Raw genomic sequence first — 26788 nt, 5'->3', positions numbered from 1 at the left:
CGCCTTGCCCCTGAGCCGGCGCACGCGTCGACTGCGGTACTGGAGAACGGATGCGAGATCCTGCACCTGCTCCGCGGAATTGCGGTCGTGCTGTGCGAGACACCGGAGAGCCGGTGCGGGACCCCCCGCCTGCCGGCATCGAGAGCTTCGTCCTGACTTCCAACACGCCGAACCCCGATGACCGTCCACACCGTCGAGCACAACGGAGGAAAGAAGCAGCATGACCAACGCATCTCCTCCTTCGCCGCCCACGCCGCAGGCCACCACCCTCGGTCGCGACTCACAGACCTCCGGCACCAAACGCCAACCGGCAGGGCTGCTCAGTAGGCTCTCGCTGATCTTCGGAGTGGTCTCCGTTGTCGGTCTGGTCGCCGAGTTTGTCTATCCACCCGTCGGGATCTACCTCGTCGGCGGGGCCGTGCTGCTGCCGCTTCCCGGGATGATCCTCGCCACCGTCGCGCTGGTGCAAGAACGGTCCAGGCGAGCCCTACCAATCGTCGGCATGATCCTCTGCGGGCTGGTTCTTGCGTACTGGGTGTTCGTCATGTTCGCGACAGTGCTTTTCGCCGTCGCCGTGTTTGGAGTCAGGGCCTCATGAGCGCCGACACTACGACGCCGGCGGGCGCGCCCCCGCCCTCACCCCCGAAACGACGATATCGAGGCGTCTGGCTGAGCGTCAGCGCGCTGGCCCTCGCAATCGCGCCGGGACCCGGCCTGATCGGGGTTGTGCTGTTTCCGCAGCTGTTCGATTACGCAGTGTGGGCGTCCTTTCTGGTGCCGCTCACCGGCCTTGTCGTCGGGATCCTCGCGCTCTGCATCGAACGCCGCGGAAGGCCCCTCGGGATCGTCGCGGTCATCTTGTGCTGTCCGCTCCTCCTGACGTGGGCGCAGCTGCTAGGGACGATGATGCTAGCTGGGTTGTCATCCATATAAGCGCAGGGCCGGCGTGATATGCGGCCGGCCCTGCGCCGCTTGTCGCCGTCCTCGACTTCTGACCCGCGACCGGCTAGCCAATACAGACGGAGCTAAGGCCCCGGGGACCACCGGTCCGGTGCCTTAGCTGCGTCCGTGGTTCAGCGGGCGTGAGCGGTGACCATCTCGGCCCAGTGGGTCGTAGCCCTGGGGAGAGCGTCTCGCGGCGCATCTCGAACCCGGCCCACATCATCAACCTCGACACCGGAGAACTCATCCGCGAACTCGTCCTCGACCCCACCCGCGACTACCAACCCCAAAAAACCACGAAACCCCCTCCCGAAGGAGGGGGAATCAGGAACCATGTCCCGACACATCCCGGAAGGATGACTCGACACATGCCATGGCGGAGACGGAGGGATTTGAACCCTCGGTCCCCTTACGGGGACTCCACCTTAGCAGGGTCGAGCAACCGGGCGACCAGCCGCATTTTCGGAGACAAGCTGCAACAAATGCCTCCCGCTGCACAACATAGAGATCACTGCAACCGTCCCCTCGCTGTCCGCCTTTGGATCAAGCGGCGCCTACCTGTCGTGCGTAGCCGTTGGTGCCCGGACGAATCTGACGTAAAGGCGGAGGGCCGGCGGCGCTATCTAAAGACAAGCCTACGCTGTACGCCAACCAGGAGGACACGCGATCAGCTTCTGAAAGAAGGCTCGCACTCGGTCGCCGCGCCACAGCCCGCAGTGATCACGACCGAGCGTGACCACTGTCTTCGCAACAACGATCTTCGATGTGGATAGGTGCGGGTTGGGAGACCGCCGACACGCTCAGGCGCTCTCTTGCCACACGGGCCGCCGCCCGCGGCCAGTCCTTCCATCCAGGTGCTAGGACTTCCTCAGCCAAGTCCAAGATCCCGAGCGCTGCAGCCTCGACCGGTTGATCGAGTAAGCTCCGTAGTCGCGACGCTGCTTCGGGGAGGACACGCTCGATCCGGCGCCACCCGTCGAAAGGATCGGGATGGGGCTCGCCTGCGAGGTCGAGGAGCAGGTCCATGAGAGTGAGCGCCGCCTCGGATCGGATGATGTGTCCGCCGCTGAGCCGCTCACCCCGCCGCACTCGTCCGATCCCCGTGACGAGTTGGACCAGGAGCACCGCCGCTGCATCGCCACCGCGATTCCCGCTTCGAACGCGCGTGTTCGCCTTCGCTTGGGCGAGACCCTCCGCCAGCACGCCTGAGTCGTAAACGACGCTGAACGCAGAGACGGGGAAGGACCGCAATCGGATCGGGTCGGTGATGCCGAGTTCGAGGACCCGGCCGTCCCGGAACAGCACCTTGATTCCGTCGTGCCACTCGCGTCCGACTGCAACGAGCCGCTCGGAATCGGGGAGCCAGGAGAGATCGCCGCGGAGTTCGCTCACCGCGTCCGGGCGCGCCAGAACGAGGAGATCATGGTCCGACCATTCGTCGATCCGTGATCGTTCCGCTCCGGAACCTAGAAGCGCAACACCGAGGACCCGACGATCCCCGCGAGCCCCATCGACGACCCGTTGCGTGTACGAGTCGAAGGCGTCGACGGCGTCGATCACAGCCGGAAGACCGCGAGCAACTCGGTGGGCGCGCCGGCCGCGGCGAACACCGGGATGCGCGTCAACGGCGCGTCGACCTCGATCGTGCGGCCGCCCGAGACGGTATCGCCGGTCCAGACGTCCGTCCATTCGCCGTCCGGGAGGATCACCGGCCAGGTCGTCGCACCTGGCTCGACGACCGGTGCGACGAGCAGGTGCGCTCCGAGCATCCACCGGATCCCGGCCCATGAGGCCGGATCCTCCGGGTGATCGAAGAAGAGCGGCCGCATGAGCGGCCGATCGGACCGCACCGTCTCCGCCGCGGACGACGCCAGGTAGGGGAGGAGCCGTTCCCGCAGCTTGACGAAGTCCCGGAAGATCGGGATGACTCTCTCCTCACCCGAGCGCTCCGCGATGTTCCACGGAGTCCGGTCGCGCGAGGGAGTGCGATGGTGGTTGAACTCGGAGTGGTACTGCATGATCGGCACGAACACGCTGGCCGCCGTCGCGCGCAGGTAGAGCTCGGCGTCGGGGACTTCTCCGGAGAACCCGGCGATGTCCCATCCCCAGTACACGATGCCGCTGGCCGCCGCGGACAGGCCGGCGTTCATCGACCAGCGAAAAGCGTCCCAGGTGGAGTTCTCGTCGCCCGCCCAGAACGCACCGTGGGCCTGGGAGCCCGCGAACCCGGCCCGGCTGAAGGTGACGGGCGCTTTTCCCGCACTCCGAAGAAGCTCGCCGTAAGCCGCGGCGTACGCGACGGGGAACGTGTTGTTCTTCTCGTCCCCTCGCTTGCCGTCGAGGTAGACGAGCTCCGCGCCCCACGCGTGTTCGCCGCCGTCGGTCTTGAAGCCATCGACGCCGACCTCTTCGACGAGGTAGCGACGCTTCTCGGTCCACCAGCGTGCAGCTCGCTGGTCGGTCAGATCGGGCATGAGCGCGAGCGGGAACCACCAGCCCCGGTTGCGGTACGGGCGCCGGCCTCCTGCCGGCGTCGGCTCCGCGATCAGCACGTCCTCGGCGAGGGCGGCGCGCGCGTCGGCCGCCGCTTGTGCCTGCGGGTGGGGGCGCATCTTCAGCAGCGGGATCTGCCACAGATGGAGTCGGATGTCCCGGGAATGGAGTTCGTCGGCCATTCCCTTGGGGTCCGGCCATGCACCGTCGGCCGGGAACTGGAAGTCGGCGAGCCGATGCGGAGCGCCGTCCTCCGTGACGTCGTAGCGGGCGTCGCGGAACGCGGTGAACGTGGTCTCATCGCTCCATGCCTCGATGACGACCGAGCCAACCGGGATGTCGTGCTCCCGGTGCAGATCCATCTGGCGCATGACCTCCGCCTGTGTGTTCCACTCGTTACCGCTGGCCCAGAGGCGGAAGACCCAGTCGGGCAGCTCCTCGGCACGGCCCACGCCATCGAGGAAGCCCCGGAGGACGGTGAGCGGGTCGCCTTCGAAGAAGCGGACCGGAACAGTCCCCTCGGGACCCGCCTCCGCCTCCACCTGGATCGCTCCCGGCTCCCTCGCACCGAGGTCGAACCAGACGCGGCGGGAGGTGTCCACGTGGAACCCCCAGCCCGAGCCTCCGACGACGTGGGCGAACGGCATCGGGAGGTAGGTCTTGCGCTCCGCTCCCTGGCTCTTGTACTGCTCGAAGACCACCGAGTCGAGCGACTCACCGGCGTGATCGATCGCGTCGAACCTCTCGCCCAGCCCGCTCACGTGCTCGCCGGGAGCGAGCGGGAGCGAGAAACGCACGCGCCAGGCCCGCCGTCCGTCATCGAGGACGGACACCGAGTGGCGAAGCACCCGGGACGAGCCGCTCGCGATCACAGCATCCGCGGCCTCCCGCCAGCGCGCTGCGCGGAACGAGAACCAGCGGGTGTGTTCTTCACGACCGTCGTCGCGGGTTCCGGTGAAGCGGTACCGGTACTCGCCTCCGAAATCGAGGACCGGGGTCGTGACCTGCCAGCCCCCCGCAGCCCGGGACAGCCGTGCTTGGGCCGAGGCCAGATGACCGCCGTCCGTGGTGCGGCCACGCGAGGTGTTCGCTACGCGGGACAGGGTGAGCAGATCACGGTGTTCCTCACCGGTGTCCGCGCGCCACACGAGTTCGGCCGAAACGGCGACAACGGACGAATCGGCGCGAACACCGATCGACGCGGTGCCACCGGCTTCGGGCACGACGGGCCAGCGCTGATCGGTGTCGACGGAGTACGGGTGACCAGACCCGAGAGGCGAGTGGCGAATCAACGGGGTGCTCCTTCCTCGCGGCCGGATCGGGCCGCGAGGTTGTGCGGGGGAATGCGAGGATCGAGCGCTGCTCCGAGCCGGAGAAGCATGGCGTGACTCCAGAGCAGCGGAGTTGCGATGGACCCCCACCGTTCCACCCACTCGGCTCGCATTCCTGGTGCGATGAGGTGCCCCCCGACCTGCTCGGGCAGCTCGAGATCGGAGTTCGCCGTCGATGCTGCCCAGTCGTAGAGTTCTCGTGCGCGCGAAACATCGCCGGCGGCAGCATGGGCAAGGCCGAGGAAGCAGCTGAGGAGCGGCCATTGGCCGCCGCCGTAGAACGTGTCCCCCAGATAACGATGGGTTCCCCCGTCGACGGTCAACTGGCGTTCGAGTTGATCGATCGTTCGCTGGCCGACGATCGAGCGCGCTCCGACGAAGCCCAGAGGCGCGATCGCTGCCGCCAGGCTGCCGTCGAGGGCAGTGCTTCCGAGCCACTTCACGAGGTGCCCATCGCTAAGGCCGCGTTCAAAGACGGTGGCTTTGATCTGAGATGAGGCTTCTCGAGCTGCATCGACGAGCCCGGCCTCCATGACCCCGGAGGACAGTACCGCGTCCAGGCCGGCGCTCACGCAAGCCAGGGTCGACACGTGCACGTGGTCGCTGTGTTCCTCCCACCAGTCGTAACATGGTCGCGACCACGACGTAGTCAGATACTCGACGGTCATCGAGATCGCCGGCTCCCACCTGTCGAGATCCAGCGCGTGACGCCGACTGTGTTCGACGACCGCCCACAACCACGTCCCGTACCCGTCGAGCTGGAAATCCCACCACTCGTCGTCGCCGTTATGTCCCGCGAAGGTGAAACGTGCCGGCAGCATCTGATCATGGCCGGGAGGGCGCCCGGACCGGGCCTGGGTGATGATCCAGCGCACATGGTCGACTCGGTCGACGAGTACGCGGCTGCACCAGTCGAAGAATCGCGACGCAGACTCGATCTCTCCGATCACCGACATGCTGTCCGCGATGAAGGCGCCATCCCGGAACCAGCTGTAGCCGGCGTACGCTGAGAAGGTCGGGCTGGCTGGGTACGCCCCTTCCGGGGTTTGCAGTCTTAGTATGAGCTCCGCGCTGCGACGCGAGAGCGGGGAGTCGAGATAACGCTGCAAGATGCTGCTTTCTGCGAGAGAGGGGCCGGCCGCGCCCGAGGCGGGGGACTCTCGGGCGCGGCCGGGGTTGTGGTGGCTACTTGAGCAGGCCGGAGACCTGGTCTGACAACGCGGGAATCGCGGAGTCGACGGACTGGCGGCCGGCGGCGATCTCGCCCAGCGTGTTCGTCACGGCGTCCTGGATCTTCTGCGCGTTCGTCCCGAGTTGGGGGGCCGCAGCTACGCTCTCGAGGGAGTCGAACACTGCCTGACGGTTGGCGGGGGCGCCGGCTGTCAGGTAGGGCTTCAGCTGCGATTCATCGGACACTGTCGGGAGTTCCCACCCGGCTTTGATGCGCACGTCGACGGTCTCCTTGGAGCTGGCAAGGAAGTCGGCCCACTTCTGCGCCGCGGCCTTGTTCTTGGCGTCCTTCGAGACCACGACCGCGTTCGAGAAGGCAGCTGCGGCCTTCTGGGTGTCTCCCGGCTCGACGGCGATGTCCCAGCCGAACGGGAGCTGACCCAGCGTGCTGAACATCCAGATGCCCGAGTGCCACATGGCGAGCTTGCCCGCTTTGAACAGCCCGGAGTCGAAGTCGGCCGTGCTGGCACCCTGCGCCTCGGTCGGCATCACGGTCCCCGACTTTCCGGCGATCCACTCGGCCGCCTTCTTGCCCGCGGCCGAGTCGAATGCCGCCTCCTTGCCGTTCTTTCCGAGGAACTGGCCGCCGGCCTGCTGAACCGCCTTGTAGTACTCGTAATACGTGGCCGGCTGGAAGTCGCCCCAGACGCCGGCCGCCTTGTCCGTCAGCTTCTGAGCGGCAGCCTTTTCGTCGGCCCACGTCCAGTCCTTCGTCGGGTAGCCGATGCCGGCCTTGTCGAACAGGCTCTTGTTGTAGAACAGCACGACATCGGAGAACGAGGTGGGCAGCCCGTACTGCTTGCCGTCGGTCTTGTACGTGTCGAGGAGCGACTTGCGGTACTTGGACGCGTCGATCCCTGTGAGTGAGGCAAGCGACCCGCTCGATTGCAGGTTCGCGTAACTGCCGGAGTCGACATCGAAGACGTCGGACTGTGTGCCGGCCGCGATGTCCGTCTGAAGCTTAGTGAAGTAGTCCTTGTAGTCGGTGGTCGTCACCTTGACCGTGATGTTCGGGTTGGCCTTCTCGAAGGCGGCGACGATGGCCTGGAGGTTCTTCTCGTTTCCTCCGTTGGAGATGAAGTTCGAGTAAGTGACGGTGGCCTTCGCGTTCGAGTCGCCGGAAGAGCCGGACGCGCTACAACCGGCCAGGCCGAGTGACGCGAGCGCCGCGACCGCGACGGCCGCGACGAGTGTCTTCTTCATGAGGTGCAATCTCCTTCGATGCAGGGGGGTGGGGGTTGGGGTGGGGTGAATGCAGCGGCCTACTTGAGGCCGGTGCCGGCGACGCCCTGAACGATGTATTTCTGGGCGAAGACGTAGAGGGCGAACATGGGGAGGATGCTGATCACCGAGCCGGCCATCAGGACGTCCCACTGCGTGGAGTACTGGCCGACCAGGCTGGAGAGCGCGACGGGCAGCGTCTGCATGAGAGGGTCGCGCAGGATGATCAGCGGCCACAGGAAGCTGTTCCACGTATTGAGGAAAGCGAACACCGCGAGTGTCGCAAGCGCGGGCCGCACCAGCGGGAGAACGACTTGGAAGAAGATGCGGAAGTGGCCTGCACCATCGAGGGTCGCCGCCTGGTCCAGCTCCGGCGGTACTGTGCTGATCGCTTGACGAAGCAGGAAGACGCCGAAGGCGGACGCCATGGTGGGGAGGATCGCGCCGGCGTAGGTGTTGATCAGCCCGAGCGATTTCATCTCCACGAACAGGGGAACGATGAGCACCTGGAACGGGATCATCATGGTCGCCAGGTAGAGAAGGAAGATCGCGCCACGGCCGCGGAAAGGTAGGCGCGCGAAGGCATACCCCGCCATTGCGCTGGTCACCAGTTGAAGGCAGGTGCTGACAACAGCGATGATCAGCGAATTCAGAATGACCTGCGCGAACGGTACACGGTCGAACAGCGCCAGGTAGGGGGAAAGAGACGCGTTGTCCGGAATGAGCTTCGGTGTGGTCGTGAGGCTCGCGCCCGGGCTGATTGAGGTGACGACGGTCCACACGAAGGGGAAGATCATGACCAACGCGCCGACGATGACCGCCACGTAGAGCAACGTTCGCGCGACCGGGTTACGCATAGTTCACCCACTTCTTCTGCCCGTAGAACTGCACGAGGGTGACCAGGAGGATGACGAGGAAGAGCAGCCAAGACAGCGCCGAGGCCATGCCAGCCTGCCCGTAGCGGAAGGTCAGGTCGTAGACCTGCTGCACGACCACCTGACTGGAGTTGTTCGGTCCGCCTCCGGTCATGACGTACACCTGGTCGAAGACCTGGAATCCGTTGATGAGCGAGAGCACGATCACGAAGAACGTCGACGGAGAGAGCATCGGAAGGGTGATGCTGAACAGACGACGCCACCACCCGGCGCCGTCGATCTCCGCCGCTTCGTACAGATCGGGATTGATGGTCTGCAGACCGGCCAGCAGGATGACCATCACGAACCCGAGGTCCTTCCACGCCGAGGCCAGGATGATCGAGGGTATCGACCACGCCGGGTCCGTCCACCAGCCGGGCCCGTGGATCCCGACGAGTCCGAGCAGGGTGTTGACCACTCCGACGCTGGGGTTGAGGAGCCAGCGCCAGACGAGCGCCACGACGACCCAGCTGGTGACGACAGGCAGGAAGTAGACGCCGCGGAGGAGGGATCGCCCCTTGAGCCGGGAGTTGAGCGCGAGCGCCAGGCTCAGGCCTCCGAGATAGGCCAACGGCAGGTAACCGATGATGTAGTACACGGTGTGGAGGAACGCCTGTTGCGTCGCGGGATCGGAGACTAGATGGGCGTAGTTGTCGAATCCGACCCAGGTCATTTCGCCGATGAGATTCCACTGGTGGAGGCTCGTCCAGGCGGCAGAGATCATCGGGCCGATCACGAACGCCAGGAGCGGGACGAGACTGGGTAGGAGGAAGATGGCGACCGTGCCGGCGTAGCGCAGACGGTGTTTCGCCGGCCGTTTCCGCGTCACTTGTCCACGACCGAAGACCCGCACTTCCTCGGCCGTCGTTTGCCCAACCGAGAGGGCCATCAGAGCGCCTCCGCAGTCGCGACAAGGCGCTCACGCACCAGTCGTCCTTGCTCTCCAGCGATGCCGTCGGAGTCGAAGGGCGTGGCCAGCACGAGAGCAGCCGCGCCCTGCGCCCACCGATCATCTCTCCACGTCTCAACGGTCACCGCGACGCCGCGCTTGCCGGGCACGAGGGAGGCGCGGAGGGCCGGCTCGAACGTGCCTTCCCAATGCCGCCACGCTTCCACGCCTTCACCGAGGAGCACAACGAGCTCGGGATCGAGCACGTTCACCACGCCGGCGAGCACGCGCCCGAGCAGGCGGGCGGCGGAGGCGAAAATGGCCTGCGCGCGCTCGTCGCCAGCATCGGCGGCGGCTCGGAGCTGATCGATTCCCTCGTAACCTTCGATCACGCCGGCGGCTCGCGCTGCAGACACCAGAGCACCCTGTCCGATCAGCGCCTCAAGGCAGCCGTGGTTACCGCACTGGCACAGCGGGCCGTCCGCGACCACAGGAACGTGGCCGATGTCACCGGCACCGCCGGCGCGTCCGCGCAGGATCGAGCCGCCGGCGATGACACCCGCTCCGATGCCATTGCCGATTGTCACCACGAGAAAGTCGTCGAATCCTCGTCCCTGACCGAAGAGCTTCTCGGCCACGCTCAACGCGTTGACATTGTTCTCGACGACGACGGGGAGATCCAATGCGCGACGCAACGTCGCCCCGAGGGGCACCTGACTCCACCGCAGCTGGGTGGAGTCGACGACCCCAACACCCTGCTCGACGACGGTTCCCGGTAGCCCAACACCGATTCCGAGTATGCGGTCCCCCGTTGGCGCGGCGATAAACGCGCGAAGCCTCTCGACAAGCTTTGATGCGGCTAACGGTGACACTGCATCGAAATCTTCAACGGCGGAGCGCAGCACGTTGCCGCCAAGCCCCACCTCGACGAAAGCGACGTGATCCGGCGCGACCTTCACGCCGATGGCCGACAGTCCTGCAGAGGCAAGACCGAGCAGCCGACCAGGACGCCCACCACCTGAGACAGTGCTCCGATCTAGTTCCTCGATGAGACCATCCGCAAGAAGATCGCGAGAAAGCTGGGTCACCAGGGCAGGCGACACGCCGAGCAACCGCGCAAGCTCAGCGCGCGACGCTGGCCCCTGAGCTCCGAGGTGAGCGAGGATCGCGGTGCGGTTGACATCGGTGCGTGATGTGGAAGAAAGCGTCATTGCCTGCCTTTGTTCATGTCTAAATAAACACTAAAACATAGTCATGAACGAGTGCAAGACCGGATTTCTAACCGCGTCGCCACATGCGCGGAGCTCCGCTAACTACTGCGAAACACTTGGGCCTCCCACGCCGCGAGACGCCCCACGGACCAGAGAGGCGCGTCCACGCGATTAGCGAGTACCAGCTCGAGGTTCGCCCACCCCAGAGGCACCTCATACTCCGTCCAGTTCTCACTGAGATTTGCGAGGACGAGCAGGTGGCGGGCGCCCAAACGGCGGCTGAAGGCGAAAACGGTGGGATGCGCCGACAATTCCATACGGAACGTTCCGTGCGATACGACTGGCTCGGAGTGGCGCAGGGCTATCAAGGCCCGGTAGTAGGCGAATACAGAGTCGTGATCGTTCCTCTGGTCCTCGGCGTTGATGCGGACATGGTTTGAGTTGACGGCAATCCACGGCTGAGCTGTCGTGAAGTCTGCATGGCGACCGTGCGACCACTGCATCGGCGTCCGCGCATTGTCACGACTTGAGGCACGAAGCGCTCGCAGCACCCTCTCCGGGGCTTTCCCGAAGGTCCCAACCGCCTCAGCAAAATGGTTAAGAGATTCGATATCGCGATACTCCTCGATCGTCTCGAAGTTAGCGTTCGTCATTCCGAGCTCTTCGCCCTGGTAGATGAAAGGCGTGCCGCGCTGGAGATGCAGGACGGTCGCCAGAGCCTTCGCCGATTCCCGCCAGTGCAGTTGATCGTCACCAAATCTGCTGACGACTCGAGGCTGGTCGTGGTTGTTCCAGTACAAGCTGTTCCAGCCAACCTCAGCTAGGCCCTCTTGCCAGCGCTGGAACGACTGCTTCAGTTCCAGCGTGCTCACGTCGCGGAGATCCCATTTGCCGCCTTCGCCGTGATCGAGACCAACATGCTCAAACTCGATGGTGGAGTCTCGTACTCATATTCCCACCATCATCGAAAACGACGTGATCGCGTTCACGGAGGCAGAACACTGGTTCGGTTACGGGAGAGGACTCGAACGGTATGCGGTGATTACGCTCGGGGCCGGAGTCGGATACGGTCTGGTCATCCACGACGAGGTCGTCGCAGACGAAGACGCAGGTATCGGACTGATCGGGCACTTCCCGCTTGACCCCTTCGGACCTCTATGTCCCGCCGGCCACCGGGGGTGTGCGCACAGCCTGCTTACACTGAAAGCCATCACGGACCCTATAGATGCCGCCCTTAACAAGCGAGTCACCTACGAGGAGGCTCTTGCTATGGCCGCGCAGAACGTCGGAGCGGCTCGACGTGTAGTTCAGGATGCCGGGCGCGCGCTCGGTCGGCTGGTGGCCGCTGTCGCCAACTTGACCATGGCGCAAAGAATCATTCTCGGCGGAGAAGGCGTAGCCTTGCCCGGAGCCGACCGTTAGAGGCTCTTGTGCTTCGGTACCCCCAACGTGAGCCACTCGTCCAACGCTGCCCCTACGCCGCGCGAAACGCCTATCACGGAGGATGTCAAGCATGTCCTGAAGCTCGACCGGCCGGAGATGACGAGTCAGTCTTGATCCACTACGCAGCGTGACCAACCCGCACCAACCACTCGTAGGAGGGCGAAGTTGTTACAGCGGGTACCACTCGCGGCCAAGCGTAGCCCTGCGGACGGAGAGCAGAGCCGACTGGAAAAATCGATGAGACGATTCAGCCGGCATGACCCCAGCGACGTCTTGAGTTGGCGATCTGAAGCATGCGGGCACAGTATGCGCCCCGATCGAACCCTGTACTACGGACGTGCCATTCAGAGCGCGCCATTGCCTGATGGCGCTACGGAGACAAGAACCCCACGGTCCTCTTATCCACCTACACTCCCGTGCTCGGCGTCGATGCGAACCGAGCTGCACTTGCACTTCTCGACACGCCCGCTGTCCCAGCGCTGTCCTGGGGTGCAGTTCCTGAGAGCTTGAAAGGCCTCGACTAGGTCACTCGGGGCTGCAACAAACTGCCTCTGAGCAGCATTTTTCGGCGGAGACGGAGGGATTTGAACCCTCGGTCCCCTTACGGGGACTCCACCTTAGCAGGGTGGTGCACTAGGCCTGACTATGCGACGTCTCCAGCACGCCCGCGAGCGGACGCACGTCAGCCATCATAACGGACGATCCCTGTCCCTCCCGACACGGCCTCGCAGTCATGCCAAGCGACGAGCAGAGCGAGCGTCAGGAGTCGTGACCGACGGCGGGCTCCCCGACGAACTGGTGCGCCTCGCTCGCGAGCTCGGGCCAGTCTTCGGCGTCGGCCACGCGCACCCAGGCACCCTTGGGCTCGCTGCGGCCGGCGGGAACCTCGGTCGCCACCTCGCGCGCGACGAGGTCGCCGGCGCGGTCGGTCGGCAGGTCGACGGCGAGTTCGGTGCCGTCGAGGTAGGCGAACAGGCGGCCGTGCACGTGCAGGCCGGTCGCGGTCACCGAGACGTCGAGGTCGGGGTCCTTCAGGAGCTCGGCGGCGAGCAGTTCGAACGAGGGGACGGGGCTGTCAGTCATGCGATTCCTCTCGGGGGGGCGTGCGACCATCCAACCGGATGCCGCGCGGGTTGTCAGGCCCCGGACGGAAGATTTGTCGCGATGCTGCCCGCGATCTGCGCGGAGAGCACCGCCATCCACACGAGCATGATCGCTGTCGTGGCGATCAGGACGGCGATGGCCGTCCACAGCGGAGCCCGGCCCCTCCCCGCGACGCGGTGGACGATGACGCTCCGGCCGATCGGGTACACGATGCCGAGGAAGGCCCACGCCCAGTGGAAGGGGCGGTCCACTCCGCGACGGGTCAGCTCCCTCCAGTCGAGCCACGAGAAGACGATGATGGCCGCGCTGATGGTCCAGTTGGCGAACATGACGACGAAGTAAAGCGGGCCGCCCAGGAGGGCGAAAGGGTCCACGAATCCTGGCCGTCCGGAAGGGGAGGCCAGGAGATCGAGCTGCGGGTGAAGGAGCAGGATCAGCAAGCTGGAGACGAGCGGCAGCAGGACGACCAACCAGATCCACACCGTGTTCACCGACGTGGTCGCCGGCAGGGGACGGCGATCGAGCGCAGGCGCGGCATAGGGGTTCACCGCTGGCGCCGTGTGGGCCGTCCAGCGGAGGCCGTCCCACCATCGAAGGCCCTGCATCCCGGTGGGATCCGGGTACCAGCCTGCAGCGGCGTGCCCGCCGAGTTCCGTCATCGCGCCTCCCTCATGCCCCGCTGATCGTCGTGCCCGACAGGTCGCCGAGGTTGCCGCTCAGAAAAGTGGTCAAGAAGACGGCCAGCCAGATGCCACCGAGCACGAGCGCGAGGATCTGCGCGGCGACGGCGACCCAGATGGGCGCGAGACCGCCCCTCCCTCCCGCTGCACGACGGACGACGACGCTGCGGCCGATCACGTAGACGAGGTGCCCCAGCGGGTTGAACACCACCCCGATGAAGGCGAACGCCCACGGGAACGGCCGGCGCATCCCGCGCTGCTGCAGCCACCGGTAGTCGAGCCATGCGCAGACCACGGCGAAGGCGATGGCGAGCCAGCTGACCAGCGAGGTGGCGAGGAGGGCCGGGCCGCTCATGAGAGCGAACACGTCGCCGGGGCGCGGGGTCGCCGTAGCGAGGAGGTGCCTGAGGTTTCCCGACGGGAGCGCCAGGAACAGCAGCGACGGGCCGACGATCGGCAGCACGGCCGCGATCCAGATCCACGGGGAGTACAGCCCGGCACCCGGCTCGAGCCGGTCCGGCTCCGCGTAGAGGGAGGCGGGGGCCGCGTACTGCGGTGCCGGCGGCGTGGAGGTGTGCTCGGTCCAGCGCGCGCCGTCCCACCAGCGGAGGCTCGCCCCTCCATGCGGGTCCGGGTACCACCCGGCGGCGGGCTGTCCGCTCGAGTACGTCATGGCGCCTCCATTCGGGGTTCGGGTCCGAGACTAGCGGGCCGCGCCTCCACCCTGTCGCCGAGCGTGATGGCGCCGGCCCTGCGGACGTCGGCGTAGACGGCGAGCGCCATGCCGCGCTCCCTGGTGAGGGCCCTCAGCCACTTCGTGCCGGGGCGTGCGCCGTCCTGGTCGACGTCGATCATGCGGCAGCGCGGCACGCGCTCGACGATGTGGAGGCGCGCCGAGCCGATCTCGAGCTCGGCGCCCACCCAGGTCTCCTCGATGAACGGGTCATCGGTGTCGATCACGATGTTCGGGCGGAGGCGGCGCGGGTCGGCGCTCCCGCCCCAGCGGGCGGCGCACCAGGCGAGGGTCGCCGTGCCGATGAGCGAGACGGCGCCCATGTCCTGGTGCGGAACGTCGGCCTCGGGGGTGACGCGGACGGGTGCTCGCATCGCCTTGGAGAGGTGCCGGTCGAGGGCGGCGTCGCCCACCGTGAAGTGCGTACCGTCGAGTGCGCGGACCTCGACGCGGCCGTCGGGCGCGGTCGCGGCGTCGTACCCGAAGACGGCGTCGCGCCTCCGGAACCGGCGCGTGCTCTTGCCCGAGGCGAAACGGCCGTCGGCGTCCTCCACGGCGAACCAGCGGTCGCCGGCGAAGCCGCGGGCGTCGAGCTGCGCGCTCGTCAGCCCCTCGCCTCCCATCGACTTGACGGGGTAGCGCCTCAGGGCGGTGACGGTCGCGCTCACGCCCTCACCCTGCCACACCGGGCCCGCACCCCGCTGTCGAGTCCCCCAAGAGTTCAAGAAGTCGGCCCTAGGAGGCGGATTCTCGGGGGACTCGATAGTGGGCGGAGCCGCGCGGGGGCGGAGGCAGGCACGAGGCGCGGCCACCGCGGGCGAGTCAGACGCGGCTCGTCACGGAGTCGCCGGCGACGCGTTGCGAGATCCAGACGGGGATGATCGCGAGGATCGTCAGCACGGCCGCGACCACGTTCACCACGGGCGCCTGGTTGGGACGGAACAGATTCTGGAAGATCCAGATCGGGAGGGTCTGCACGGTCGGTCCCGCCGTGAACGTCGTCACCACGATCTCGTCGAAGCTCAGCGCGAACGCCAGCAGCACGCCCGCCACGAGGGCGCCCCGCACCTGCGGCAGCGTCACCCAGAGGAACGTCTGCCAGCCGCGCGCGCCCAGGTCGCTGGACGCCTCCTCGAGCGAGCCGCCCATGCGCCGCAGCCGCGCCTGCACGTTGTTGTAGACGATCACGATGCAGAACGTCGCGTGCCCGATGATGACCGTGGCGAGGCCGAGCGTCACCCCGATCGGCCCCAGTATCGCGGTGAACGACGACGCCAGCGCGATGCCGGTGACGATGCCCGGGAGGGTGAGCGGCAGCACCACGAAGAAGTTGACGCTCTGCCGCCCGAAGAACTCGAACCGCTGCACGGCGAAGGCCGCCATCGTCCCCAGGATGAGCGCGATCGCCGCAGCGCACAGCCCCGCCACGACGGAGGTGCCGAGGGCCGCGAGGGCTCCGCTCGAGTGCAGCGCGGCCACCCACCACTTCAGGGTGAGACCGGCCGGAGGGAACCCGAACGTCCGCGAGCTGTTGAACGAGTTGAGCACCACGAGGAGGAGCGGGATCCACAGCACCGCGAGCCCAGCCCACAGGCAGATCCCGACGACGAACCGGGCCGGCCCCGAGAGGAGTTTCATACGTTCTCCAATGCGCCCGTCCGGCGGACCGCGAGCAGGTAGAGCACCACCGCGACCAACGGGATGACCGAGAGCGCCGCCGCGAGCGGCTGGTTGTTCGCGGTGACCAGCTGGCCGTAGATGAGGTTCGCGAGCAGCTGCGTCTTCCCTCCGACGATCGTCACGGCGATGTAGTCGCCGAAACTCAGCGCGAAGGTGAAGATCGAGCCGGCGACGATCGCGGGGAAGACGAGGGGGAACGCGACGGACCGGATGGTCCGCAACGTCGACGCCCCCAGGTCGAAGCTCGCCTCGAAGAGGGAGTCTGGCACCCGGTCGAACCCGGCGTAGACGGGGATGATCATGTACGGCAGCCACAGGTAGGCCAGCGTGATGATCACCGCCGTCAGGCCGAATCCCGGGGTCGCGCCTCCGGTCAGGCTCGCGATCGGGCCGCCCGGCTCGAGCAGGATGCGCCACGCGTACGCCTTGACCAGGTAACTGGCCCACAGCGGCGTGGTGATGGCCACCAGGTAGATGGCCCTCCGGCTCGGCCGGGCGACCTTCGCGATGTACAGCGCCATCGGGAAGGCGATGACCGCGTCGATCAGCGTCACCACGATGGCGACGCCCAGCGTGCGCAGCGCGACGGTCCCGTAGACCGGGTCGCTGAACAGCGTGGCGAAGTTGTCCAGCGTGAACGTCGGCACCACCGCGCCCGTGAAGCTGTCGACCGTCCAGAAGGCCGAGACCAGGAGGACGGCGATCGAGCCCAGGTAGATGACGACGAGCCACAGGAGGGGAGGCCCGAGCAGGAAGCCCAGGCGTGCTTTCATCCCTTGATCTCCTGCCACTTGCTGACCCACTCGCTGTACGCGGTGCAGTTCGTGCCGCTCCCGTCGATGCACTTCGTCTGCGGGGTCGCCCAGTAGTGGATCTTCGCCGCGTAGGCCGCGTCGGTCGCGTGGTACGTCTCGCAGAAGGTCGGGTCCTGGGTGTGCTGGCACGCGAGCGTCTGGGCGGGGGCCTCACCGAACCACTCGGCGACCTGCGCGTTCACCTCGGGCGACGTGATCCAGTTCATCCACTGGTACATGCAGTTCGGGTGCTTCGCCTTGGCCGCGATCATCCAGGTGTCGGACCAGCCGGTCGACCCCTCCTTGGGAATGGTCGTCGCCACCTGGACCTTGCCGTCGCTCTGGATCAGGTTCGCGATCACCTGCCAGGTGGTGCCGACGACGCTGCTGCCCGACTCGAACGACTGGACGGCCTTCGTGTAGTCCGACCAGTACTCGCCCACCGACTGGCGCTGCTTCTTCAGGAGGGACACGGCCGCGTCGAGCTGCTTCTCGGTCAGCGAGTACGGGTCCTTGATGCCGAGCGACGGGTCCTTCGCCTTCAGGTAGAGGGCCGCGTCGGCGATGTAGATCGGCGAGTCGTACGCGGTCACCTTGCCCGAGTACTTCGAGGCGTCGTCGAACACGGCCGACCACGAGTCGGGCGCCGGGCTCACCACGGCCTTGTTGTACATGAGGAGGTTCGCGCCCCAGCCGTGCGGGATGCCGTACATCTGGCCGTCGACCGAGTTCCAGGACTTGTCCTTCAGGAAGCTCGAGATCGTCTTGTAGTTCGGCACGAGGCCCGTGTTCACGGGCGCGACCTCGCCGCCGTAGACGAGGCGGAGGGAGGCGTCGCCCGACGCCGACACACCGTCGTACGCGCCGGTGCGCATCAGCTGCACCATCTCGTCGGAGGTGCCGGCCACCTTCGCGTTCACCTGGCAGCCGGTCTGCTTCTGGAATGGCGTGACCCAGTCGACCTTCGGGTCGTTGGAGCCGTTCTCGGCGTAGCCCGCCCACACGATGAGGTTGAGCTGGCCCTCGTTGCTGCCGAGCTTCTTCGCCATCGGGATGTTCGGGACGGAGCCGGCCGAGCCGTTCCCGCCGCCCCCGCCTCCCGAGCAGCCGGCCAGGGCCAGCAGCAGCGCGGAGACGGCCGCGACGGCGGCGACGCCCCGGGCACCAGGGTGTGTCCGTCGGATCATGATTGTTGCCTCTCTTCTTCCCCCACGGTGCGGGCGACGTCTGACGCCCGGAGTTCGCGCAGGTCGCGGTCGTCCCAGGTCACGTGGACCCGGGTACCGCGGTCGTAGTCGGCACCGTGCGAGCTGTCGTTGCGTTCCAGGACGGAGATGCGCGGCCCTCCGTCGAGGTCGACCACCCGCCGGATGCTGCTGCCGACGTACACCGATTCGATCAGCGTCCCCGTGGCGTTCGGACCTCCGGACGCCGGGGAGCCGGTCGACAGGCTGAGCTTCTCGGGACGGATCGAGTACTCCCCGTCCCGGCCGAGGATGCTCCGAGCGTCGTCGCCGGCGAACAGGTTCGATGTGCCGACGAAGTCGGCGACGAAGCGCGACTGCGGGTTCTCGTACAGCTCGCGCGGAGTGCCGAGCTGCTCGATCCTCCCGTTGTTGAACACGGCGATCCGGTCGGAGAGCGTGAGCGCCTCCTCCTGGTCGTGCGTGACGAAGATGAAGGCGATGCCCAGGTCGTGCTGGATCTGCTTCAGCTCGACCTGCATCTGCTGGCGCAGCTTGAGGTCGAGGGCGCCGAGCGGCTCGTCGAGGAGGAGCACCTTCGGCTGCACGACGGTCGCGCGCGCGAGCGCCACCCGCTGGCGCTGTCCGCCCGAGAGCTGGGAGGGACGGCGATCGGCGAAACCGTCGAGGCGCACCTTGGCCAGCGCCTCCAGGGCCCGTCTGCGACGCTCGGACCGGCCGACGCCTCGCACGCGCAGGCCGTAGGCGACGTTGTCGATGACGGACATGTGCGGGAAGAGCGCGTAGTCCTGGAAGACCGTGTTGACGGCGCGGGCCGCGGCCGGCTTGGCGGTCACGTCCTGTCCGAAGAGCTCGATCGTGCCGGAGGTCGGCTGCTCGAAGCCGGCGATGCAGCGGAGGACGGTGGTCTTGCCCGAGCCGGACGGCCCGAGCATGGAGAAGAACTCGCCGGGCGCCACCTCAAGATCGAGGTGGTCGACCGCGAAGACGGAGCCGAACTGCTTGGTCAACTGCGTCAGTCGGATGGCCGGCTGCGTGCTCACACGTGTCTCCTTCGACCTCAGGGCGGCTCAATCATATGCGATCATATGTTCACCGTCCCTCCCCCTGTTTCCGCCCACTATCGAGTCCCCCGAGAGTTCGCGAAATCGGTCCTTTGAGACGGACTCTTGGGGGACTCGATAGTGGGCGGCGCGGGGAGGGGGCGGGGCCGGGAGGGGGCGGGGCGCGCGTCAGCGTTGGCGGAAGCCGATGAGGCCGATCGTGTTGCCCTCGCTGTCCTCGAGGAAGGCCTGCACCTCGTCGCTGCCCGCCGGGCCGAGATCGTCGTTCTCGTGCGAGAAGATCACGTGCGGCTCGCTCGTGACGACGGTGTGCTCGCGCATCCGCTCGACCGTCACGTCGACGTCGTCGACCTCGAAGTACACGAGGCTGCTCGGCGCAACCCGGTCGAGGAGGAGGCGCGAGCCGCCGCCGGCGAAGAAGACGAGCCCGGGAGGGTCGAACACCGCCGTCGGCGCCTGCCCCAGCAGCCTCTCGTAGAACGCGGCAGCGCGGTCGAGGTCATCGGCGTGCTGGGCGATCTGTCGGATGCGCATGTCATGTCTCCTTATCGCTTGGCTGGCATCACGTGGCGGCCGGCCCGAACAGCCGCGCCCACCCACCATCGAGTCCCCCAAGAGTTCACAAAATCAGCCATTCAGGACGAACTCTTGGGGGACTCGATGGTGGGCGGTTCGGCCTCCGCCGGCTCGTCGACCAGCGGGCGGAGGGCGATCGACGATTCGAGGCGCCGCACGGCCTCCAGGTAGTCGGCCGTCCAGACGATGCGGACCGCGGTCGCGGGCTCCGGTCGGCCGGCGGTGAGCGCGTCGGCGAGCCGCCCCTCCAACTCGCCATCGCGGGCATCGGGGGCCGGGAGGCGACCGGCGGCGACCAGGGACTCCCCGAGTCCGCGGTACCAGGCTCGAAGCTGCTCGACGCTCGGCGCCATGGCGGCGGACGCCGCCTCCCGGACCGGGTCGTCGTCGAACTGTCTGGTCCACAGGGCGACGACCGCGTCGGCGGCCAGCCGGACGCCCGCGACGCCGGTCACGGCCGCGGCGACCTCGGCGAGCGGCCGCTGCTTCGGCCCGCGCTCGGCGAGGTACGTCCGGAAGGCGTCGTCGAGCCGTCGCGACGCGGCGGCTGCGCGGACGCCTCCCGTCTGCGCATCGGACGCGCGGCCGGGGGCGCGCCCGGAGGCGCCGGGCCCCTCCACCGTCGAGGTCCCGACCCCGTCCGCGACGGCCGCGGCCAGATAGTCGATCGAGGCGGCATACGCCGACGCGACCGCCTTGCGCAGCGACGCCGACGCGCCCCGCGGCCAGAAGAGCGCACCGACCCCGAGGCTGACGGCGCAGCCGATCGCGATGTCCTCGATGCGGACGAGCCCGACGGTCCACCCGGTCGGCGCGATGATGTTGAAGAGGATGACGAGGAGGATCGTGAAGGCCGCCTGCCCCGCGGCGAAGGAGATGGCCGCGGGAGCCACCCCGGCGACCAGGATCGCGACCGGGAGCACCGCCCACAGCGCGACCGGGTTCGAGCCGATCACGATCACGGCGAGCGCGCCGAGCCCCACGCCGACGGTCGTCCCGGCGATTCCGCGGAGCACCGTCTGACCGGTGCTGAGCGCGTTCGACCGCAGCACCGAGAGCGTGCCGAGGACGACCCAGAACGAGTGCTGGACTCCGGTCAGGTTCGCGATCAGCACGGCCACGGCGAGCGCGATCGCCCCCCGGATGCTGTTGCGCAGCCAGACCGAGTCCCGCCCGATGAATCCGCTGGCCCGTTCCGCCGCCGCTGCGACAGGGCCGGGGAGGCCGCTCGGCTGGCGGCCCAGCACGCGCTGCCACCACGTCCGGCGCTCGGCCCGGGCGGTCAGGACGATGTTGCGCGCGACGGTCGAGACCGCGTACGCGAGTTCCTGCGCGCGGAAGGCCGGGTCGAGGCCGATCATCGCCTCACGCACCATCGAGCGGCTCGGGGCGGCGCGGGCGTCGGCGCTCGCGAGCGGGTGCGACATCGCGACCGCCTCGACGGAGGCTCGGGCCGCTTCGAGCCGCTCCAGACGGGTCTCGAGCGGTGACGGGTCGCCGCCGTGCCCGGCGAGGAGCGCCGCTCCGGTTTCGAGGGCGTCGGCGGCGGCCTCCTTGACCTGCCACGCGGCCGCGTGGGCGGGCTCCTCGGACGAGGAGACCATGCGCCCGTACCGGTCGAACTGGTCGATGACCGTGTTCAGCCACGTGAGCTCGTCCACCAGGCGCACGACCGTCCTCGCCGCGGCGCTCAGCCCGGTCGGGCGGTAGGGGGTCGCGACGAAGGTGCGCCCGAGCGCCGCCATCGCGGCCGCAGCCTCGGAGGCGGTCCGGTCCCGCTCCTCCGTCGCCGCGGGGTCTCCCCCGTGGAGATACGCCGACTCGGCCCGGAGGCGCGCGGCCGACGCGCGGCACGCCTCCACCGCCGCCCCGCGCAGCGGCTCGCGCGTCGGCGCCGGCCACAGGAGGAGCGCCGCAGCGATCGCGACGGCCGAGGCGATGCCCCAGCCGAGCAGGCGCGGCGCGATGGAGGCGATGCTCCCGTGCAGCGTCACGGGGAGGATGAACGCCAGCAGGAGCGCCGTGCTGGACGACGCCAGCGTCGAGCTGACCGAGCCCGCGAACATCACCGCGAGCCCCACCACGCCCATCGCCACGGCGGACAGCCACGGGGGCTGGGACGCGAGCGTTCCGAGGGTCACGAGCACCGCACCCGCGACGGCCAGCGCGAGGTACGCCTGCAGCCGCTCGATCAGGAGACCGCTGAAGTCGACGAAGAGCAGCATCGCGAGCGAGCCGAAAGCCGCGAAGACGGCCACGTCCGGGTTGCCGACCACCCGGCTGCCGAAGGCGAAGAGCAGCGGCATGACGATCGCCGCGCGACCGGCGCGACGCAGCGCGCTCAGCCCCGGATCGTGCCGGCTGAACCACCTCCCGACGCGCACGCGGCCTCCTCCCGCAGTCGACGCCACCCTAGCGGCGGTCGCGCGGTCAGTACAGGCCGAGCTCTGCGGCGGTGCGGTCGGCCGCGGCCATGCGCTCGGTCGCGGCCGGCCCGAGCCGTTCCAGCACGCCCGCGACGACGGTCTCGACGAGGGCGAGCACCGGGGTCAGCGCGTCGAAGGGCGACGGCGCCTCCGTCTCGCTCGGCAGCACCACGTCGGCATCGGAGGCGATCGGCGAAAGCCACGCATCGGTGAACAGGACGACCGGGAGGTGCGCGCGGTGCGCCTGCGCCGCGAGGGCGAGGAGGTGCGGCTCATACCTCCGGTAGTCGAAGACCACGAGGAGGTCGTGCCTGGTCAGGTCGCCGACCTGCGCCACCCGCGCCGACGGCTCGGGCGCGAGCACGCTGACGGAGGGACGCAGCTGCTGGAGGTGCTGGGCGAGCAGCTGGCCGAGCAGTCCGCTGTACCGGCCGCCGGCGATGAAGACGCGCCGCGCCTCCACGAGCAGGCCGATGCAGCGGTCGAGGTCGTGCGGGACCAGCCGGTCGAATGTGCGCCGCAGCGTGTCGACGGCGATACCGCCGGCGCGTTCGATGAGGTCGACGTGCGGATCGCCCGGGAGGCCGTCCCGCGCGAAGATCGCGCTGGGCGACGCCGAGCGCTGGTCGAGATCCTCCCGGAGCGCGCGCTGGAAGTCTGGGAATCCCGTGTACCCGAGCCGCGTGACGAACCTCACGACCGTGGGGCCGCTGACACCCGACCGTTCGGCGAGCCGCGCGACCGTCTCGAAACCGGCCGACGGGTAGGAGGCGAGCAGCACGCGGGCGACCTTGCGCTCGGCCGGCGAGCACTCCCCCATCCGCTGCCGAATCGACTCGGCCACCCCCGGCTGCGTCATGCCTGCACCTCCGGCTCCGACAGTATCGTCTCCGGCGGCGAGGGACGGCGCCGGGAGGCTCACGCGGGCGCCACCGCGGACGGCCCGCGGAGGATCAGGCCGCACAGGAGCGCCACGCGTTCCGGCACGCTGCCGAGGTCGAGCCACTCGGCAGGAGAGTGGTCGCCCCCTCCGATCGGGCCGACGCCGTCGAGCACGGGCGTCCCTCCCGCGGCGACGAAGTTCGCGTCGGACGCGCCTCCCGTCGCTGCGCCGCTCACCCGCACGCCGAGCTCCGCGCCGAGGTTCTCGGCGAGCGCGAGGAGGCGGCCGGTCGACTCAGGCTCCAGCGGAGGGCACACGTCGTCGCGGGCGACGGAGATCGCGGCGCCCGTCACCACCGGGCAGGCGGCGCGCGCGTCGATGGCGTCGAGCACGGCCTCCAGGTCGGCGCGGCGCTCGGCGCGCACCTCGATCGTGAGGAGCGCCTCCGCCGCGACCACGTTCGCCCGGGTACCGGCCTCGAGACGGCCCACGTTGACCGTGAGGCCGTCCCGGCTGCCGGAGAGGGCCTGCAGTTCGACCGTCAGGTGGGCCGCCTCCAGTGCGGCGTTGATCCCGCGGTGCGGCTCGACGCCGGAGTGGGCGGCGCGGCCGGTCACCCGGATGCGCACGTCGGCCACGCCCTTCCGGGCGGCGACGAGGTCGCCGTTCTCGCGAGCGCACTCCAGGCACAGGGCGAGGTCGGCCTCCGCGGCCAGCGACGCGAGGATGTCGCGGCTCGCCGGGGACCCCACCTCCTCGTCGGGCGTGAACGCGACGATCAGCTCGCCGTAGTCGTGGCGTCCGGCAGCGGTGAGCGTTCGTGCCGCGTGGAGTGCGGCGGCGACCCCGGCCTTGTCGTCGCAGACGCCGGGGCCGAAGGCGCGCGAGCCCTCCTCCCGGTACGGCCGGGCTTCTGCCGTACCCGCGGAGAAGACCGTGTCGAGGTGGGCGAAGAGCAGCACGGTGCCGGTTCCGTCCCCCCGCCGCCTGCCGACGACCACGCCGCCGAAACGCTGCGCGCCCACAGGCTGCGTCGGGATCGAGCGCACGTCGAAGCCGAGAGACGCGAGCCGTCCCGCGGTCCACGCGCCCGCGCGGTCGACACCCGCACGGTCCGCCGACCCCGAGTCGATCGCCACGAGCTCGGCCAGGTCCGTTGTGAACGACTCCATGGTGTCGGCCGCGAGAGCCTGGAGCACCGCCAGATCCGCGCTGGTCAGGAGGGGCGCGGCCGGGACCGTGTCCGTCACGCCGCTCACAGCACCTTCGAGAGGAAGGCGCGGGTGCGCTCCTCCCGCGGCTCGACGAGCACCTGCTGGGGCGTCCCCGACTCGACGACCACGCCGCCGTCCATGAAGACGGCCGTGTCGGCGACCTCGCGGGCGAACCCCGTCTCGTGAGTCACGACGATCATGGTCATGCCCGACTCGGCGAGCCCTCGCATCACGTCGAGCACCTCGCCGACCAGCTCCGGGTCGAGTGCGGAGGTCGGCTCGTCGAACAGCATGAGCTCGGGGTCCATGGCGAGCGCCCGCGCGATCGCGACACGCTGCTGCTGGCCTCCCGAGAGCGCCGACGGGTAGTGGCCGGCACGGGAGGCGAGGCCCACCTGGTCGAGCAGCGCCACCGCGCGGTCCCGGGCCTCCGACCTGGGGCGGCGCAGCACCTGGATCTGCGCCTCCATCACGTTCTCGACGGCGGTCATGTGCGGGAAGAGGTTGAAGCGCTGGAACACCATGCCGACCCGGCGTCGCTGCGCTGCGGCCTCCTTCTCGCGGAGCTCGAACAGCTTGTCTCCGCGGTCGGCATAGCCGACGGTCTCGCCGGCCACGCGGATGCGTCCGGAGTCCGGCCGCTCGAGGTGGTTGATGCAGCGGAGGAACGTCGACTTGCCCGAGCCGCTCGGGCCGAGGAGGCATGCCACCTGCCCGCGCTCGACCTCGAGCGTGATGCCCTTCAGCACCTCCACCGACCCGAAGCGCTTGCGGACGTCTTCGGCGAGGACCATCGGGGTCATCGGTCCGCCCCCTTCCAGAGGCTCGAAACGCGGTGGAGCAGACCTGGTCGATGCGCTGCGACCCCGCGTCCGAAACGTCGCTCCAGCCACATCTGCGGGATGGTCAGGATGCTGGTGAGGATGAGGTACCAGATGCCCGCGACGATCAGCAGCGGGATGATCTTGAAGTTCTGCGCGTACACGGTCTGGATGTTGCTCATCAGGTCGTGGCCCGCGATGACGGCCACGAGCGACGTCGTCTTGAGCATCGTGATGACCTCGTTGCCCATCGGAGGCACGATCACCCGCATGGCCTGCGGGAGCACGATGCGCCACAGGGTCTTCCCCGAGGTCATGCCGAGGGCGTGCGCCGCCTCCGTCTGACCCGGGTCGACGGCGAGGATCCCGGCACGGACGATCTCGCCCGCGTAGGCCATCTCGTTCAGGCCCAGCGCGAGGAGCGCGGCCACGGTCGCGGGGATCAGATCGGCCGTCGAGACCGACCAGAAGTGAATGCTCGTGAACGGGATGCCGATGACGAGCTTCGGGATGAAGGCGCCGATGAAGCCCCAGAAGATGAGCTGCAGCAGGACGGGCGTCCCGCGGAAGACCCACACGAACAGCCCGCTCACGACTCGGAGGACCGGGTTGGGCGAGAGCCGCATGACCGCGATCAGAATCCCTCCGGCGAGGCCGATGACCATGGCGGCCACGGTCAGGTAGATCGTCGTGGCCAGGCCGCTGAGCGTGGTCGGTGCGAACAGGTAGGCGCCGACGGTCGGCCAGTCCAGGTTCGGGTTCTGCACGAATCCGACCACGAGCAGGGCGGCGGCGATGCCGACGATCACGGCGGCGACCCAGCGGCCCGGGTGGCGGAGCGGGACGGTCCGGATCGGCGGACCGGCCGGCGCCGTCTCGGGGTACCGCGTCATCGCGGGGTGCGGGGTGACGGTCACTTGGCCGCTCCGTTGATGGTGGCCTTCGGGATCGCGATCCCGGCGACGCCGTAGTGGTCGAGGATCTTCTTGTACGTGCCGTCGTCCATCAGGGACTGGAGTGCCGCGCGGACCGCCTCGGCGAGCTTGTCGCCCTTGACGACGCCGATGCCGTTCAGGGTCGAGTCGTAGCCGGTCGGGGCCGCGGGGTCGTCGATGACCTGGAACGTCTTGCCGCCGTTGGTGGACTTCGCCACGTAGCCCGCACTCGGCTTGGTGGCGACGCTCGCGACGACCTTCCCGCTCGTGATCGCGAGCTGGCCGTCGGAGTCCTTGGGGAACTGCGAGAGCGCGATCGGCTTCTTGCCGGCCGTGCTGCACTTGGCCTGCCAGCTGTTCACGAGGTCGACCTGCTTCGAGCCGCTCTGCGCCGCGACGGCCTTGCCGCACAGGTCTAGGAACGTCTTGATCCGCTGCGGGTTGCCCTTGGCGACGAGGATGCCGGTGCCCGAGGCGGAGTAGTCGACGAAGTCGAGCACGTCCATCCGGGCGACGCTCGAGGTCATCGCCGACATCGCGGCCTGGAACTTGCCCGCCTGCATGGCGGGGATGATGCCGTCGAAGGTCTGCTGCTTGAACTCGAAGGCGAGGCCCAGCTTGGCGCCGATCGCCTGCCCGAGGTCGTAGTCGACGCCCGTGATCTTGTCACTCCCGTCGGCGGTGAAGAACTCGAACGGCGCGTACGGCACGTCGGAGGCCACCTCGACCTTCGCGGAATCGAGGTACCGCTGGGGCACGAGCTTGCGGGCTGCGGCGTCGACGGAGATCTTGACGCCGTCGACGGTGACGGCCGAGGAGGAGGCGCCGCTCGCTGCGGGCTGCGCTGCGCCCTCGGAGGAGCAGCCCGCGACGGTCGCCGACAGAGCGGCGAGCACGATCGTCGCGACGGTGAGACGAAGTGGTGTGCGGAGGATGGGAGCCACGAGAGGCCTTTCCGGTGGTGGGTTCGGTCTCCGACAGTATGTAACAGACGTTTCT

At 68.3% G+C, this 26788-nt stretch carries 25 protein-coding genes and 2 tRNA genes; 2 read left to right on the top strand and 25 right to left on the bottom strand.

The annotated features are described in order from the left end of the window. The first annotated feature begins 220 nt into the window (after window positions 1-220). Entirely contained in the window at window positions 221-598 is a 378-nt protein-coding gene (locus FPT20_RS00880) for a hypothetical protein (protein WP_158861796.1), read from the top strand. 718 nt (window positions 599-1316) lie between these two features. Here FPT20_RS00880 and FPT20_RS00875 read toward each other — a convergent pair. The 9 genes from FPT20_RS00875 to FPT20_RS00835 form a co-directional block, all read right to left on the bottom strand. Beyond that, window positions 1317-1432 (bottom strand) — tRNA-Ser (locus tag FPT20_RS00875). Between the two features lie 230 nt (window positions 1433-1662). After that, window positions 1663-2502, bottom strand: a complete 840-nt coding sequence (locus FPT20_RS00870) for a hypothetical protein (RefSeq protein WP_158861795.1) — start codon at window positions 2500-2502, stop codon at window positions 1663-1665. Next, a complete protein-coding gene (locus FPT20_RS00865; RefSeq protein WP_158861794.1) occupies window positions 2499-4727 on the bottom strand; it encodes a glycoside hydrolase family 31 protein in 2229 nt (742 codons plus the stop codon). The genes FPT20_RS00870 and FPT20_RS00865 overlap by 4 nt, the downstream gene beginning before the upstream one ends. Next, the gene (locus tag FPT20_RS00860) at window positions 4724-5875 is read right to left on the bottom strand and encodes a glycoside hydrolase family 15 protein (protein ID WP_199245628.1); all 1152 of its coding nucleotides are present in this window, start codon (window positions 5873-5875) and stop codon (window positions 4724-4726) included. The genes FPT20_RS00865 and FPT20_RS00860 overlap by 4 nt, the downstream gene beginning before the upstream one ends. A 76-nt stretch (window positions 5876-5951) precedes the next feature. After that, window positions 5952-7199: an ABC transporter substrate-binding protein gene (locus FPT20_RS00855; protein WP_158861793.1), complete on the bottom strand. Its 1248-nt coding sequence runs from the start codon at window positions 7197-7199 to the stop codon at window positions 5952-5954. A gap of 59 nt (window positions 7200-7258) precedes the next feature. Further along, on the bottom strand, window positions 7259-8041 hold the full coding sequence (locus tag FPT20_RS00850) for a carbohydrate ABC transporter permease (protein WP_199245626.1): 783 nt from the start codon (window positions 8039-8041) through the stop codon (window positions 7259-7261). Window positions 8042-8066: 25 nt separating this feature from the next. Then, on the bottom strand, window positions 8067-8960 hold the full coding sequence (locus FPT20_RS00845) for a carbohydrate ABC transporter permease (RefSeq protein ID WP_233265335.1): 894 nt from the start codon (window positions 8958-8960) through the stop codon (window positions 8067-8069). Window positions 8961-9019: 59 nt separating this feature from the next. Further along, complete coding sequence (locus FPT20_RS00840; protein ID WP_158861790.1) at window positions 9020-10231, bottom strand: ROK family transcriptional regulator; 1212 nt, start codon at window positions 10229-10231, stop codon at window positions 9020-9022. A 98-nt stretch (window positions 10232-10329) separates the two neighbouring features. Beyond that, window positions 10330-11163 (bottom strand): alpha-amylase family glycosyl hydrolase, encoded by an 834-nt coding sequence (locus FPT20_RS00835; RefSeq protein WP_158867705.1) that lies wholly within the window; start codon window positions 11161-11163, stop codon window positions 10330-10332. Here FPT20_RS00835 and FPT20_RS00830 point away from each other — a divergent pair. Beyond that, a complete protein-coding gene (locus FPT20_RS00830) occupies window positions 11162-11653 on the top strand; it encodes an ROK family protein (RefSeq protein ID WP_158861789.1) in 492 nt (163 codons plus the stop codon). The two genes, FPT20_RS00835 and FPT20_RS00830, sit on opposite strands and share 2 nt — an antisense overlap. Window positions 11654-12243: 590 nt before the next feature. Here the strand turns inward: FPT20_RS00830 and FPT20_RS00825 are convergent. The 16 genes from FPT20_RS00825 to FPT20_RS00750 form a co-directional block, all read right to left on the bottom strand. Next, window positions 12244-12332: transfer RNA gene (locus FPT20_RS00825), tRNA-Ser, on the bottom strand. A gap of 101 nt (window positions 12333-12433) precedes the next feature. Beyond that, window positions 12434-12757 (bottom strand): hypothetical protein, encoded by a 324-nt coding sequence (locus FPT20_RS00820; protein ID WP_158861788.1) that lies wholly within the window; start codon window positions 12755-12757, stop codon window positions 12434-12436. A gap of 53 nt (window positions 12758-12810) precedes the next feature. Then, complete coding sequence (locus FPT20_RS00815) at window positions 12811-13437, bottom strand: DUF2510 domain-containing protein (protein ID WP_158861787.1); 627 nt, start codon at window positions 13435-13437, stop codon at window positions 12811-12813. Between the two features lie 10 nt (window positions 13438-13447). Continuing rightward, window positions 13448-14131: a DUF2510 domain-containing protein gene (locus tag FPT20_RS00810; RefSeq protein WP_158861786.1), complete on the bottom strand. Its 684-nt coding sequence runs from the start codon at window positions 14129-14131 to the stop codon at window positions 13448-13450. Continuing rightward, on the bottom strand, window positions 14128-14859 hold the full coding sequence (locus FPT20_RS00805; RefSeq protein ID WP_158861785.1) for an MOSC domain-containing protein: 732 nt from the start codon (window positions 14857-14859) through the stop codon (window positions 14128-14130). The genes FPT20_RS00810 and FPT20_RS00805 overlap by 4 nt, the downstream gene beginning before the upstream one ends. A gap of 154 nt (window positions 14860-15013) precedes the next feature. Continuing rightward, window positions 15014-15829, bottom strand: coding sequence for an ABC transporter permease (locus tag FPT20_RS00800; RefSeq protein WP_158861784.1), 816 nt, complete (start codon window positions 15827-15829; stop codon window positions 15014-15016). Continuing rightward, on the bottom strand, window positions 15826-16644 hold the full coding sequence (locus FPT20_RS00795; protein ID WP_158861783.1) for an ABC transporter permease: 819 nt from the start codon (window positions 16642-16644) through the stop codon (window positions 15826-15828). Before FPT20_RS00795 ends, FPT20_RS00800 begins: the two co-directional genes overlap by 4 nt. Further along, the gene (locus FPT20_RS00790; protein WP_158861782.1) at window positions 16641-17852 is read right to left on the bottom strand and encodes an ABC transporter substrate-binding protein; all 1212 of its coding nucleotides are present in this window, start codon (window positions 17850-17852) and stop codon (window positions 16641-16643) included. The genes FPT20_RS00795 and FPT20_RS00790 overlap by 4 nt, the downstream gene beginning before the upstream one ends. Beyond that, a complete protein-coding gene (locus FPT20_RS00785) occupies window positions 17849-18913 on the bottom strand; it encodes an ABC transporter ATP-binding protein (RefSeq protein ID WP_158861781.1) in 1065 nt (354 codons plus the stop codon). The genes FPT20_RS00790 and FPT20_RS00785 overlap by 4 nt, the downstream gene beginning before the upstream one ends. Before the next feature lie 189 nt (window positions 18914-19102). Next, the gene (locus FPT20_RS00780) at window positions 19103-19468 is read right to left on the bottom strand and encodes a VOC family protein (protein ID WP_158861780.1); all 366 of its coding nucleotides are present in this window, start codon (window positions 19466-19468) and stop codon (window positions 19103-19105) included. Between the two features lie 101 nt (window positions 19469-19569). Further along, window positions 19570-21894: an FUSC family protein gene (locus FPT20_RS00775; protein WP_233265334.1), complete on the bottom strand. Its 2325-nt coding sequence runs from the start codon at window positions 21892-21894 to the stop codon at window positions 19570-19572. A 46-nt stretch (window positions 21895-21940) separates the two neighbouring features. Next, a complete protein-coding gene (locus tag FPT20_RS00770; RefSeq protein ID WP_158861779.1) occupies window positions 21941-22795 on the bottom strand; it encodes a MurR/RpiR family transcriptional regulator in 855 nt (284 codons plus the stop codon). Window positions 22796-22854: 59 nt separating this feature from the next. Further along, a complete protein-coding gene (locus tag FPT20_RS00765) occupies window positions 22855-24069 on the bottom strand; it encodes a M20/M25/M40 family metallo-hydrolase (RefSeq protein ID WP_233265333.1) in 1215 nt (404 codons plus the stop codon). Window positions 24070-24074: 5 nt separating this feature from the next. After that, complete coding sequence (locus FPT20_RS00760) at window positions 24075-24836, bottom strand: amino acid ABC transporter ATP-binding protein (RefSeq protein ID WP_325064780.1); 762 nt, start codon at window positions 24834-24836, stop codon at window positions 24075-24077. Next, a complete protein-coding gene (locus FPT20_RS00755) occupies window positions 24833-25771 on the bottom strand; it encodes an amino acid ABC transporter permease (RefSeq protein WP_233265332.1) in 939 nt (312 codons plus the stop codon). Before FPT20_RS00755 ends, FPT20_RS00760 begins: the two co-directional genes overlap by 4 nt. Beyond that, window positions 25768-26733, bottom strand: a complete 966-nt coding sequence (locus tag FPT20_RS00750) for an ABC transporter substrate-binding protein (protein WP_158861778.1) — start codon at window positions 26731-26733, stop codon at window positions 25768-25770. The genes FPT20_RS00755 and FPT20_RS00750 overlap by 4 nt, the downstream gene beginning before the upstream one ends. Window positions 26734-26788: the final 55 nt, after the last annotated feature.

Source organism: Leifsonia sp. AG29 (assembly GCF_009765225.1).
In the GTDB taxonomy this organism is placed as follows: domain Bacteria; phylum Actinomycetota; class Actinomycetes; order Actinomycetales; family Microbacteriaceae; genus Leifsonia.
The sequence above is the reverse complement of the archived record's forward strand: the minus strand, read 5'-3'. Positions and strand labels throughout refer to the sequence as shown.

Coding starts and splice junctions, on each gene's coding strand:
- FPT20_RS00880 (WP_158861796.1), top strand. CDS start 221: ATGACCAACGCATCTCCTCCTTCGCCGCCCACGCCGCAGGCCACCACC.
- FPT20_RS00855 (WP_158861793.1), bottom strand. CDS start 7,199: ATGAAGAAGACACTCGTCGCGGCCGTCGCGGTCGCGGCGCTCGCGTCA.
- FPT20_RS00840 (WP_158861790.1), bottom strand. CDS start 10,231: ATGACGCTTTCTTCCACATCACGCACCGATGTCAACCGCACCGCGATC.
- FPT20_RS00830 (WP_158861789.1), top strand. CDS start 11,162: ATGGTGGAGTCTCGTACTCATATTCCCACCATCATCGAAAACGACGTG.
- FPT20_RS00820 (WP_158861788.1), bottom strand. CDS start 12,757: ATGACTGACAGCCCCGTCCCCTCGTTCGAACTGCTCGCCGCCGAGCTC.
- FPT20_RS00815 (WP_158861787.1), bottom strand. CDS start 13,437: ATGACGGAACTCGGCGGGCACGCCGCTGCAGGCTGGTACCCGGATCCC.
- FPT20_RS00810 (WP_158861786.1), bottom strand. CDS start 14,131: ATGACGTACTCGAGCGGACAGCCCGCCGCCGGGTGGTACCCGGACCCG.
- FPT20_RS00800 (WP_158861784.1), bottom strand. CDS start 15,829: ATGAAACTCCTCTCGGGGCCGGCCCGGTTCGTCGTCGGGATCTGCCTG.
- FPT20_RS00795 (WP_158861783.1), bottom strand. CDS start 16,644: ATGAAAGCACGCCTGGGCTTCCTGCTCGGGCCTCCCCTCCTGTGGCTC.
- FPT20_RS00790 (WP_158861782.1), bottom strand. CDS start 17,852: ATGATCCGACGGACACACCCTGGTGCCCGGGGCGTCGCCGCCGTCGCG.
- FPT20_RS00780 (WP_158861780.1), bottom strand. CDS start 19,468: ATGCGCATCCGACAGATCGCCCAGCACGCCGATGACCTCGACCGCGCT.
- FPT20_RS00770 (WP_158861779.1), bottom strand. CDS start 22,795: ATGACGCAGCCGGGGGTGGCCGAGTCGATTCGGCAGCGGATGGGGGAG.
- FPT20_RS00760 (WP_325064780.1), bottom strand. CDS start 24,836: ATGACCCCGATGGTCCTCGCCGAAGACGTCCGCAAGCGCTTCGGGTCG.